This window comes from Streptomyces sp. NBC_01217 (assembly GCF_035994185.1).
Lineage (GTDB): Bacteria > Actinomycetota > Actinomycetes > Streptomycetales > Streptomycetaceae > Streptomyces.
Genome location: NZ_CP108538.1, coordinates 656,501 through 668,843, shown reverse-complemented (window position 1 = coordinate 668,843; position 12,343 = coordinate 656,501). Strand labels below are relative to the sequence as shown.

At 69.3% G+C, this 12,343-nt stretch carries 10 protein-coding genes; 5 read left to right on the top strand and 5 right to left on the bottom strand.

Going from position 1 to position 12,343, the window contains the following annotated elements:
• Window positions 1-35: 35 nt before the first annotated feature.
• Window positions 36-1,034, top strand: a complete 999-nt coding sequence (locus OG507_RS02730; RefSeq protein ID WP_327365492.1) for a helix-turn-helix domain-containing protein — start codon at window positions 36-38, stop codon at window positions 1,032-1,034.
• 153 nt (window positions 1,035-1,187) lie between these two features.
• Here OG507_RS02730 and OG507_RS02725 read toward each other — a convergent pair whose 3' ends face one another.
• Window positions 1,188-1,799, bottom strand: coding sequence for a TetR/AcrR family transcriptional regulator (locus OG507_RS02725; protein ID WP_327365491.1), 612 nt, complete (start codon window positions 1,797-1,799; stop codon window positions 1,188-1,190).
• 268 nt (window positions 1,800-2,067) lie between these two features.
• Here OG507_RS02725 and OG507_RS02720 point away from each other — a divergent pair, with 268 nt between their 5' ends.
• Entirely contained in the window at window positions 2,068-3,123 is a 1,056-nt protein-coding gene (locus tag OG507_RS02720) for an aldo/keto reductase (protein WP_327365490.1), read from the top strand.
• Between the two features lie 50 nt (window positions 3,124-3,173).
• Here the strand turns inward: OG507_RS02720 and OG507_RS02715 are convergent, their stop codons facing one another.
• Window positions 3,174-3,695, bottom strand: a complete 522-nt coding sequence (locus tag OG507_RS02715) for a helix-turn-helix transcriptional regulator (protein ID WP_327365489.1) — start codon at window positions 3,693-3,695, stop codon at window positions 3,174-3,176.
• Window positions 3,696-3,886: 191 nt separating this feature from the next.
• Between OG507_RS02715 and OG507_RS02710 the strand changes: the two genes are divergently transcribed.
• From OG507_RS02710 to OG507_RS02700, 3 genes are all read left to right on the top strand, one after another.
• Window positions 3,887-4,447 carry a hypothetical protein gene (locus OG507_RS02710; RefSeq protein ID WP_327365488.1) on the top strand — a complete coding sequence of 187 codons (561 nt, stop codon included), beginning with the start codon at window positions 3,887-3,889 and terminating at the stop codon, window positions 4,445-4,447.
• A gap of 581 nt (window positions 4,448-5,028) precedes the next feature.
• Entirely contained in the window at window positions 5,029-8,595 is a 3,567-nt protein-coding gene (locus tag OG507_RS02705; protein WP_327365487.1) for a S8 family peptidase, read from the top strand.
• Window positions 8,596-8,871: 276 nt separating this feature from the next.
• A complete protein-coding gene (locus OG507_RS02700; RefSeq protein WP_327365486.1) occupies window positions 8,872-9,504 on the top strand; it encodes an isochorismatase family cysteine hydrolase in 633 nt (210 codons plus the stop codon).
• A gap of 42 nt (window positions 9,505-9,546) precedes the next feature.
• Here the strand turns inward: OG507_RS02700 and OG507_RS02695 are convergent, their stop codons facing one another.
• The 3 genes from OG507_RS02695 to OG507_RS02685 form a co-directional block, all read right to left on the bottom strand.
• Entirely contained in the window at window positions 9,547-10,197 is a 651-nt protein-coding gene (locus tag OG507_RS02695) for an HAD-IA family hydrolase (protein ID WP_327365485.1), read from the bottom strand.
• A 72-nt stretch (window positions 10,198-10,269) separates the two neighbouring features.
• Window positions 10,270-11,187 (bottom strand): NmrA family NAD(P)-binding protein, encoded by a 918-nt coding sequence (locus OG507_RS02690; RefSeq protein ID WP_327365484.1) that lies wholly within the window; start codon window positions 11,185-11,187, stop codon window positions 10,270-10,272.
• A gap of 95 nt (window positions 11,188-11,282) precedes the next feature.
• Window positions 11,283-12,341 (bottom strand): hypothetical protein, encoded by a 1,059-nt coding sequence (locus OG507_RS02685; protein ID WP_327365482.1) that lies wholly within the window; start codon window positions 12,339-12,341, stop codon window positions 11,283-11,285.
• Window positions 12,342-12,343 lie beyond the last annotated feature (2 nt).

Below are 12,343 nucleotides of genomic sequence, written 5' to 3'. Positions count from 1 at the left end.
GACACGCAGGAGCGATCCAGCACGTGAGGAGTGGGATGCTTGAGCCGGCCGGCCTTTCACCGGGCGAGGAGCAGATCTATCGGGCCCTCATCGAGATGGTGGCGGCATCCTCGGAGGACATTGCCGACCGAACGGGCATGCCGGCTGCCGTGACGGCTTTGGCGCTGGCCGCTCTGGAGACCAAGAAGATCGTCAGCCGTACGGACGGGGCGCCTGAGCGGTTTCGGGCGATCCCGCCGGATGTGGCCCTGTTGCCGCAACTCCAGCAGCGAGCCGCAGACATAGAGCGGGCGCATACAGAGGCGCGCGAATTGCTGGAGACCTACCGGAGCTCGGTGAGACGTCGCGACGCCGGCCAGCTCGTCGAAATAATCGAGGGCAGTGAGGCGTTGCGCCACCACCTCGGGCAGATCCAGAACAGCGCTTCCCAGGAACTGCTGTGGTTCTGCAAGGCCCAGTACGTGGCCATGCCGTCGGGCACCAATCAGGCCGAATTCGATGCGTTGGCCCGAGGCGTGCGGTACCGGGTGCTCTACGAGCGGGATTTCTTCAACGATGCCAAATCGGTCGAGAACGTGGAGAGGGCGGTCCGTGTCGGCGAAACGGCCCGTACGGTACGGCAGTTGCCGCTGAGAATCGCCATCGCCGATCGGTCGGTCGCGATCTTCCCTCTGGTGCCGGGCGGTCCCGGCGGCGGCAACACCGAACCCACGGCCGCGCTGGTGCGGCAGAGCAGCCTTCTCGAAGCCCTGGTCGCGCTCTTCGAGTGCTACTGGGAGCGCTCCTTGCCTCTGCAGTTCAATGCTCAGGGCGAGTTGAGCGGTCGGCAGGGTGAAGGCGAACCCTCTCTCACGTCGGCCGACATCCGTCTGCTCTCCTTGCTGATCGCGGGTATCGCGGACAAGGCGATCGCCAGCCAGATGGGGCTGAGCAGGAGAACTCTTCAGCGTCGCATCCAACGGCTCATGGAGCTGGCGGGTTCCGATACGCGAATGCAGCTCGCATGGCACGCGGCCCGTCAGGGATGGATCTGACGGGCCGGTCGCAGGTTTCCCACCGAGTGAACGCGCTGTTCTGACGGTTGACCGTCTTCTGGCGGTCGACCGCGCGACGTTGTGATCCCGGAGATTCCGACGTTCGGCTTGAACCCTTTACGGCCATGACGCTGCCGGTCTTTGCGCCTACGTTCAGGCCGTGGCTTCCGCTGCATGGTTCGTGATGGCGGCGTCGACCAGCAGCGCCGCGATGGACCGGGCTCGGGGGCCGGCGTCGGTGGTGTTGAGCGCGGTGCTGCGGGCGACGACGCCGTCGTACAGCAGGGCGAGCTGTTCGCCGAGGGTTTCGGGGTCGCGGGCGCCCGCCTGCCGGGCGAGGGTGGTCAGACGCCGGGCGAATTCGGTCTTGTACGCCGCGGCGAGCCGGTGGACGGGGTGGTCGGGGTCGGGGATCTCGATCGAGGCGTTGAGGAAGGGGCAGCCGCGCAGGGGCCTGGAGGTGTCCTGCGGCACCCACTTGAAGACGGCGAGCAACTGTTCGCGCGCGGTGAGCGGGTCCTGGTCCGGGGACACTTCGGGGGGAAGCAGCCCGTCCTCCAGCTGCAGCAGGTAGGCGTGGACGAGATCGTCCTTGCCGGTGAAGTGCATGTACACCGTCCGCTTGGACACCCCGGCGGCCGTCGTCAGCTGTTCCATGCCGGTCGCGTTGATGCCCTGGGCGGTGAACAGCTCGGTCGCAGCCTTGAGTATCCGCTCCCGGGCGCCACGGCCGCGGCGTCGGCGTACGGGGGAGAGTTCGGTCATACGCCCATGATACCGGTCGTTTTACTTAACGAGAGACCTCTGTTAGGGTCTCTCATTAAGTACACCGATCGTTTTCCTCGGTCCGGCTGCCCACGCCTCACCCGGGCAAAGGCCGACAGGCCGTCGTACCGCGCGGATCCAGGCTCGGCGGTACCGCGATTCGGTGCACGGTGACCGCAGAAGAGCGGGCCAAGCGGGCAGATATCACCTCACGCCCTCATCTCGATCCCTCCATTCCCACCCCTCAGGCAGCATCCAAGGAGATCTCATGCGTTACACGACTTTCGGACGGCGGACCGGGCTCCGTGTTTCCGAGTACGCGCTCGGCACGGGCAATTTCGGCACGGGCTGGGGCGCGGGTGCCGACGTGGATGAGTCCCGTCGGATGTTCGACAGGTTCGCCGAGGCCGGTGGCACTTTCATCGACACTGCGGACAATTACCAGTTCGGGGAGTCGGAGGAGATCCTCGCGAAGTTCATCGCGGCCGATCGCGACCATTTCGTCGTGGCGAGCAAGTTCACCAATGGGGCCACGGCGCAGCCGGACGTTTCCAGGACCGGTAACAGCCGGAAGAACATGATTCATTCGGTGGAGGCGAGCCTGAAGCGTCTGGGTACCGACTACATCGACCTGTACTGGGTTCACTTCCCCGACGGCCTGACGCCGATGGAGGAGATTCTGCGGGGCATCGACGATCTGGTGGGCTCGGGCAAGATCCTCCATGCCGCGCTGTCCAACTTCCCCGCGTGGCGTGTCTCGCGCGCCGCCGCTCTGGCGGATCTGAAGAGCTGGGCGCCGGTCGCCGGGATCCAGGTCGAGTACAGCCTGGTGGAGCGCACTGCCGACCGTGAGCTGCTGCCGATGGCGGAGAGTCTCGGGCTGGGCGCCGCGCTGTGGTCGCCGCTCGGGGGTGGTCTGCTGACCGGGAAGTACCGGGGCAGTGCCGCGGGCCGGCTCAGTGATCTGAAGACGCTCGTGCACACCGAGGACGATGACCGGAAGACGGCGGTTCTCGACACCGTCCTGGCCGTCGCGCAGGAGACCGGAGCGACTGCGGCGCAGGTGTCGGTGGCGTGGGTCCGTGAACGGGCCGCGCGGGCGGCGACGTCGTTCATCCCGATCATCGGCCCGCGGAACCTCGGCCAGCTGGACAGCTACCTCGGCGCCCTCGACGTCCAGCTCACCCCCGAACAGTACGCGCGCCTGTCCGGCGTCAGTGCTGTGCCTCTGGGGGTGCCGCACACGGTGAACGCCGGTGTGCTGGACCGGGTCCGCGGCGGCGACGCCGGCCGCGTGATCAGCCCGGCGTGGCCGGTGGCCTGAACAGCACGGTCACCACGGGCGCCTGCGGAGTGGCGCTTACGGGCTACGAGCTACGGGTTCTCGTCGAGAACGGTGCGGGTGAGCTGGACACAGGAGTTGACGCCGAGCTTCGCGAAGATCGAGCGGAGGTGAGTGGCGACGGTGTTGGGCGAGAGCACGAGTTCGGCGGCTGCCGAACGGTTGGTGTGCCCCGCCGCGACCAGCTCGGCGACCCGGCGTTCGGTCCTGGTCAGCGAAGCCCAGCCGGTACGGGGACGAGCCGGGGCCGCCGCCCCACGACGGCGGACGCCCACGCTCTGGAGGAGCTGCCGCACCCGGGCGGCCTCACCGTGCGCGCCCGACGCCGTGTACAGGTCGTGGGCGTTGTCCAGGGCGGCGATGGCGTCCTGGCGGTGGTCGGCGGTCAGCAGCGCGCGGCCGTGGTCCTCGACAGCGGCAGCCAGGACCAGCGGCCGTGGGCTGCCCGCCAGGATGGCGACGGCCTCGCCCAGTGCGCGGTGGCCGCGCCCGGCCGACACCGCCCCGCCCGGCCTGCGCGCCACGGTCACCGAGGCCGTCGGGGATGCCTTCACCGGCGCCCTCCACACCGCCGTCATCATCCCGGGCGCGGCAACACTGCTGGCAGCGGTTGTCGTGGTGGCCCTCGTCAGCAACCGCCCTGCGGCATCCTGAGCAAGTGGTCACCGTGCAGTCCCGGGATGCGCGCGAAGCTTGTGCGGGAAGACGTATGGCGTTCATGGGCGAGCGTCCCGATGATGGAGACGTGCGCCTTGTCTTCTCACCGGCTGCCGAGGCCGGTCGCAGCCGCGTCGTCGTGCACCGCCGCGACGGCGTGACCTTGGAGATGCGTTCCTACGACCGCAAATTCCGGGTGCCCCACGACCTTGCCCACGCTGTCGCCGAACGCGAACTCCAGCTGAGCGCAGGCGTCTTCGGCTGCATCGCCGCCGGCGCCGTCTTCTCCTCGATGAGAGTGCTCACCGGCTCGCCACGACACGATGCGACGGCCCGCAGCGCCCGTATCCTCAAGGCCGGTGCCCGCTCGATCACCCTCGCCGAAGTACTCACCGGCGTTCTGCACGATGCCGTCGAGGCCTCCCCGAACTCCCCGAGGTCCCCGGCCGTGCCCTTGGTCAACAAGGCGCGTGAGGCATGGGGAAGTGTGGAAGAACGTCCCTTCCCGTACAGCGAAGCCACCCTTGCCGCAGCGGCGGACACCCTGACTGCACTGGCCGACTGCTGGAGTGGCCTCACGCCGGGCGAAGAGCTGGTGTTCACGTGGCCCCCGGGTCTCACCGCGCCAGTTCCGGCCACCCGCCACTGAAGCCGGCCGATCCACAGCTCTCGGCGGTTGCTCCGCGGCCGAACATGCTCGCCCTCCTGCGCAGGGACCTGCCTTCGAGGTGCCGAGGCAGGTCGATTTCCAGCAAGGTCGGCTTGATGTTGCGGTGTTGCGGTGTTGCAAGACCCATGTGATCGACGGTCAGTGGGTCTTGGGCTCCCGGAGCATGACCTTCTGACGATTGCCCGGCCGAAGAGCGCCGTGCCTGGTCACACCCGGTCACGGCGCTCGTGCGACAGTCCGAGAAGGTGCAAACCGCCCGTGCCTGTCACGTCCGTTCTCGGACATGACACAACCGCGCCAGGCCGGACCCGGGGGATGGGCAGGAGTGATCGCCATAATCCTCAAAGTCCCACTCGATTCCACCTGATGGGGTCCCTTTGTCCCTCGTGCCCACCCGCAGACGCGGGTTGACAGCGCTGTGCGCAGCCACGGCGGTACTCACCGTTTCCCCTGCCCTGGCCGCGTCACCCAGCTCGCCCGTGTCGCCGTCCCCGACGGCATCTGCATCTGCGCCCGCATTCGTATATCCCGCGGCTCATGGATCCTCCCGCACGATCACCTTGATCACTGGTGACAAGGTCACTGCCACCACGGCCGCCGACGGCACCGCGAGCCGGTCGGTGCAGAGCCCGGACGGCCGGTACATCGGATTCGAGACGCACCGTGCCGGCAAGGACACCTACGTCTACCCGCACAGCGCGCTGCGCTACGTCGCGTCCGGACTGGTCGACCGGGAGCTGTTCAACATCACCCGGCTCATTGCGGACGGCTACGACGACGCCCACCGCGACCGTCTCCCACTGATCGTCACCTACACCGACGCCGCCGCACGTTCGCGCGCTCTGCCGGTACCCAGGGGTGCGCGCAAGGTCCGCACTCTGGACAGCATCCAGGGAGCGGCTCTGGGCGCGGACCGTACCGCCGTCTTCTGGTCGTCGATCACGGGCGGCGCGGACGCCGGTGCGACGGCCCGCAAGGCGGGCGAGCGGCCCGCTCTGAGCGCCGGAATCGCCAAGGTCTGGCTGGACGGCAAGGTGAAGGCGGCCCTCGCCGACAGCACCGCGCAGATCGGCGCGCCGCAGGTGTGGGCGTCCGGGAACACCGGCAAGGGTGTGGACGTCGCGGTCCTGGACACCGGCGTGGACACGACCCACCCCGATCTGGCCGAACGCATCACCGCCACCGAGGACTTCGTCCCGGGGGAGTCGGTCGAGGACGGCAACGGCCACGGCACCCATGTCGCCTCCACCATCGCCGGAACCGGAGCGGCCTCCGACGGCAAGGAGCGGGGCGTCGCCCCGATGGCGGACCTGCACATAGGCAAGGTCCTCTCCGACGACGGCTCGGGCCAGGACTCCTGGGTGCTGGCCGGCATGGAGTGGGCCGCCCGCGAGCAGCACGCCGAGATCATCAGCATGAGCCTCGGCGGCGGCCCCACCGACGGGACCGACCCGTTGAGCATGGCTGTCAACGAACTCAGCGCCGAGACCGGCGCGTTGTTCACCATCGCCGCGGGCAACGCCGGTCCCGGCCCGTACTCGGTGAGTGCGCCGGGGGCGGCCGATGCCGCCCTGACCGTCGGCGCCGTGGACGGCTCCGACGCCCTCGCCGACTTCTCCAGCCGTGGCCCCCGGGCGGGGGACGGCGGCATCAAGCCGGACCTGACCGCTCCCGGCGTCGACATCCTGGCGGCCCGCTCCCAGCACGCCCCGGAGGGCGAGGGCTGGTACCAGACCATGAGCGGCACCTCCATGGCCACCCCGCACGTCGCGGGCGCCGCCGCGCTGCTGGCCGCCCAGCACCCGGACTGGACCGGCCGGCAGCTCAAGGACGCCCTGGTCAGCACCACCCGACCCACCCCGCAGTACAGCGCCGACGAGGCCGGCAGCGGCCGCATGGACATCGCCGCGGCCACGGATGCGACCGTGTTCGCCACCGGCAGCGCCTACTTCGGCTTCCATACCTGGCCCACGAAGCCCGGCACGACCACCGAGCGGCAGATCACCTACACCAACACCGCCGCAACCCCGCTCACCCTGAACCTCTCGGCGGACGTCGCCGACGCCCCCGGCCTGTTCACCCTCTCGGCTCCACAACTCACCGTGCCCGCACACGGCACCGCGTCGGTGACCGTGACCGCCCACATCGACCAGGTGCCGGTGGACCGGGTGCTCGCCGGCTCCCTGAAGGCGACCGACTTCTCCGGCACGGTCCGCGCCCGCACCATGATCGGCGCAGGCAGGGAGGGTGAGCGCCACCAGTTGACGCTCAAGGCCAAGGACCGCGGCGGCAAGCCGATCGGCGGCACCGTCATCCTGACGGCGAAGAAGTTCTGGCTGCCGGTACGGATCGACGAGTCCGGCACCCTGGACCTGCGCCTGCCGCCCGGCGCCTACACCGCGTGGCTGGACGCCGACCTCGAAGGAACCCACGGGCCGCGCTCGATCGGCCTCGGCCTGCTGACACTCTCCGACATCGCACTCGACCAGGACCGCACCGCCGTCTTCGACGCCACACGCGCCCGTCAGGTCATCGCCGTGGCCCCCAGGCCGAGCACTCCGGACGGCTCCCGGCTGGAGGCCTACCGGGGCTTCGCCGACGACGACTGGTCGTCCTCCTCACGGCTGCCCACCCTGTCCTACGACAGCGTCTGGACCCTTCCCACCGGCAAGAAGGTCAGTGAGGGAGAGTTCCAGCTCGGCACCCGGTGGCGGCTCCAGCAGCCCGCTCTGACGGTGGCCTCCGGCACCCGTGCGTACGACGACCTGCGGGTCCAGCGCGGCGCGACCCCGCTCCCCAAGGGCAAGCACCGCCTCGATGCCGTGTTCGCGGGCGAGGGTGCCTCAGCGGAGTACACCTCCTTGAACGCACGCGGCAAGGCCGTCGTCGTACGCCGCAACAACACCGTCGCCGTGGAGGAACAGGCCGCAGCTGCCGCCGCCGCGGGCGCCAAGCTGCTCCTCGTCGTCCACGACGGCGACGGGCGCCTGGAGCCCTGGAACGATTCGCCCTGGATGCCGCCCAACCCCGCGCCGCTGACCGTGGCCACCCTCACCCACAACGAGGGCGAGGCGCTGATCACAGGGCTCGGGCACCGGCGCACCACCCTCGACGTCACCTCCAACCCGACCACCGAGTACGTCTACGACCTGGTCCACGACTACCTCGGCGCCATCCCGACGGACCTCACCTACCGGCCCACCTCACGCGAACTGGCCCGCATCAACGTCTCCTTCCGCAACTTCCGGGCCGGCAAGGCCATGGAGTACCGCAACGACGTCGCACGGTCCGGATCCAGCAGCCTCAACCCCTCCAACGCCCCGGCACTCGGCGAGCGCGTCGACTGGGTCACCGCCGGGGAGCAGTGGTCGGACCAGACCCTCATCGCGAGCGAACAGCAGCAGTACGGGAACCCGGCGACCTACCGTGCCGGAAGCACCAGTGAGGTCCACTGGTTCGGCCCCGTCCAGCGGCCCCGCCTGCGCAACGGCGATGCCCCGGTGCGCCAGGACAACACCCTGTACGCCTACGTCGCAGGCTGGGGCGACTCGGGCGCGGGCCACCTCGGGGACACGTACGGCAACTTCGACGCCAACAACATCCTCAAGCTCTACCAGGGCGCCACACTGGTGCAGGAGACCACCCGCTACCAGCTCGGGATGATCGTCCCCGGCCTGAACCCCGCCCGGCTTCCCTACCGTCTGGTGTCGGAGAACTCCCGCGGTACCTGGGCCGCTCCCTACTCCACGGACACACGTACCGAATGGGGCTTCACCTCCGGGGCGGGCGGCACGGGAGAGGTGGCCCAACTGCCGCTGATCCAGCTCGACTACGCGATCGACACCGACACGGCCGGCAGGGCGAAGCGCCACGCCGGCCTCACCATCTCCGCATCCCATCTGTCCGCCTCGGTGGACACGGCCGACATCCGTACGGTGACCCTCCAGGTTTCCTACGACGACGGCAGCACCTGGCACCGCGCCTCCCTGAAGCGCACCGCCGGTGGATGGCGCACCAGCATCGACGCCCCTCGCACAGCGAAGTTCGTCACCCTGCGCGCCACCGCTGACGACGCCCGGGGCAACAGTGTCGCCCAGACCATCGCCCGGGCCTTCGGCCTCAAGTGAGCCCCGTGGGGCGTATCTGATCTCGCATGACCACAGGGGCGGGGCCGCAGCCGGCGGCCCCGCCCCTGTCCGGGTCGCCACGGTCTGTTGTGGATCAACGGCGACACCATGCTGTACGCCGGTGTGCGGGAAGTGGTCGCCCGCCTGAGAATGGGAAACGACTGGCGCGCCCCGGCGGACACCCGGAACCGAGTGCGTCGGCCGACCCCGGAACCCCCGCGGATATGGGCACCTGACCCGTGGCACTCAAGCGACAAGAGGCAAGAGGTACACGCAATGACCAATGACGGCTACGACGCCTCGCACACGGCGCTCCTGCTGGTGGACCCCTACAACGACTTTCTGTCCGAGGGGGGAAAGCTGTGGCCGCGCGCAAAGGAGGTGGCCGAGAGCGTGAACCTGCTCGACCACATGCGGCAGGTGCTCGCCGCCACCCGTGAGCGCGGCATCCGCACCTTCTTCGTCGCGCACCGTCGCACCGCGCCCGGCGACTACGCCGACTGGGCGCACCTGTCCGCGTCCCAGGAGAGGACACGGGACGCCAAGGTCTTCGAAAAGGGCTCCTGGGGCGGAGAGTTCCATCCCGACTTCCAGCCGCAGGAGGGCGAGATCCACGTCCACGAGCACTGGTCGGCGAGCGGGTTCGCCAACACCGACCTCGACCTGCTCCTCAAGCAGCACCGGATCTCGCGCATCGTGCTGATCGGGATGCGGGCCAACACCTGCATCGACACCACGGCCCGGTTCGGCCAGGAACTCGGCTACCACGTCACCCTCGTCAAGGACGCGATCGCAGCCTTCCATGCCGAGGAGATGCAGGCGACGTTCGAGGTGAACGCCCCCACCTACGCGCACGCCATCCTCACCACCGATGAGTTCCTCAAGGCCCTGCCCGACGCCACGGCCTGAATGCGTTGCTCGCCGACATCGTTGAGACTGTTCGCTGCGGTCTCAGCCGTCCAGCAGGTAAGCGTCCAGCATGAGGCCCAACGGCCCACGGAGGTCGGCAGGTTCGCGGTAGTGCACGCCTGTCATCCCGAGCGCCACTGCGGCCTCGACGTTTTCGAGCCGGTCATCCACGAAGAGGCACCGGTCCATGGTGACACCGGCCTGCTCGGCCGCTGTCTCGTAGATCCTCCGGTCCGGCTTGGCCACGCCTACCCGGGCGCTGCTGACGATGTGGTCCGCGAAATCCGCCAGATCCAACGACGCCAGGTCGTCCTCCAGCTTCACGGTCGCGTTGGTGACCAGAACCAAGGGCATGTGTGCCCGCACCTGGTGCAGCATGGCCACCACAACGTTGTCGACCCGGAACGGTGCCTCGGCGAGCGCTGTAGCCAGCTCGCGCGCCTGTATCTCCGGCACCTGGCCTGCGAGGCCGATCACGATGGACTCCACCCACTGCTGTTCGGTGATCGCGCCGAGGAGCAACGGCAGGTCTGTCTCCGGCGTGAACGCCACCCGCTCGGTCGTCCCTTCCGCTAGCCCCGCACCACGCTCCAGCTCCGCCAGATGAGTCGTGTCGTAGAAGCGGATGACGTTGTCGAGGTCGCACAACACCGCGTCGAAGGGCCTACTGGAGATCCTGGAAGTCGTCGTCACTGCCCCTGGATAGCACAGCGACCCGTCGTCGAACGTACCAGGGCGGGTGCCGCGGACGGTTCCGGCGTTGCCTCAGCCGAGGTAGAAGTCCCTTCGCGCGGCCACGAACGACTCGATCGTCTGCGCCGGTTGACCGGTGAGGCGTTCGACGTCGTGGGTCGCGCGGTCGTAACGGTTCTCCCGGTGCAACCGCGCCATGGTCTCGATGTGCTGCCGGGTGTGCGGCGAAAGTCCTGCCTCGGAGAGCACCGATGCCGTCCACTGGTCCGGCGGGACGTCCACATAGGACACCGGGCGGCCCAGCCCCCGGGAGAACTCCTCCGCCACGCCGTTCATGTCCAGCGTGCGCGGCCCGGTCAGCTCGTAGACGTGACCCAGGTGGGGTGCCGGGTCGCGCAGCACGGTCACGACCACCCGTGCCACGTCGGCCGACGACACGGGCGACGTGCGGCCCGTGCCGAACGGCAGGGCGAGCGTGCCGTTCTCCTGGATCGAGCGCGCGGCGAGCGTGGTGAAGAGCGGGTTGTCGAGGAACATCGTGGGCCGCACATGTACCACCGGCAGGCCCGACCAGTTCAGCACCTGCTCGGAGAGCCAGTGCAGCCGCTGTTGGTGCGACTCGCTGGTACTGGTGGCGGTCATCTGGGACACCGTCATCTGCGAGATGCTCACCAGACAGTCGAGCCCGCCGTGCTCGCGTGCGACGGTGGCCACCACGGTCGCGGCCAGCAGGTAGTCCGGCGACACACTCATGCTGAAGTACATCCGGCCGACGCCGTCTAGGGCGGCGGCGACATCGGCAGGCCGGGTGAGGTCGCCGACGACCACCTCGGAGCCGAGTGTGCGCAGCTCGTCGGCGCGATGGTCGTCGTGGTGCACCATCGCGCGCACCGGCACTCCCTGGTCCAGGAGCGAGTCGAGGACGATGCGGCTCACGCCGCCCGTGCCGCCACCGGCTCCCGTGACGAGAACGAGGTCGCTGGTAACCATCGGTGCGTTTCCTTCCGAGTCAGAGTTCTCGCATGCTGAATCCCTTCATCTCATGCATCCGTGCGGCACGCCCCCGCGCCTGACACTCTCGGTACTCAGACGAGCGCCCGAGTGCGGCTGAGGCGCAGGCGAGGGCGGAGGCTCACCAGCAGCGCCGCCACCACGGCCCACAGGGCGAGCGTGAGCAGGGGGAGCGCGGTGTGTGCACCGTGGAAGTAGCTCAGGTCCGTGATGGCCCGTACCGCGGCACCCGGCGGCAGCAGTGCGGATACGGCACGGGCCGCGGCCGGCAGCAGATCGGCACCGATGGTGGCACCGCTTGTGGAGTTGCCTACGGTGAGGAGCAGCAGGGTGGCGACGGGGACGCCGACGGGGCCGAGATAGGTGCCCAGCAGCTTGGTGGTGAATGCCGCGGCAGCCGCCAGCAGCGTCAGCGTGAACGCCAGCGGGACGATCGGCGCGGGAACCGCTCCCAGGACGGGTCCGGCGATGACGGTGGCGAGGAGGCCGGTGGCCGCCGAGACGCCCGCGATCAGCCGGAACCGGTGGCGCAGGTGGAGCAGATGCCCCAGACCCAGGGTGTTCTGGCCGAGGACGAAGCCGGCCAGGGTCACGCCGAACGCCATGTAGAACCCGGCCAGGCCGCGCCCGTCGAAATGGGCCAGCGGCACGACGTCGGCCGTGGTGACGTGCTTGCCCGAGCCGCCGGCGTAGGCGGTGATCAAGTTCTTCACGGCGGTGGTGGTGGACAGTCCGTCCGCCCCGGCCACCTCCAGCCGCAACCGGTCGCGGCCGCCCGTGTCGCTGAGTGCGGCCACGACGTCGTGCCGCTCAAGTGCCTGGTGGGCCGCACCGGCACTGACCGCCGGACGCACCGAGACGCTGTCGCCGAGCGCATGCTCGATTTCTCCCGCGAGGCTGTGCCCGGCGACAGCGATGGGAAGTCCGTGCGGCTGGGGGTCACGCTGAAGACCGACGTAGCAGCCGATGAAGGCGGCGGCCAGGACCAGCGCGATCACGGCGGGCTGCAACCATGCCCGCACCGGCGGCCGTGGCCCCGGCCCGCCGCTGCTCGGCGTGCGCGGGGTGGCCTGCCCGGCTGCCGCAGGTGATGACTGCTCGCGCTCGGGGGCCGAACCGACAAGGGGCGCCATGG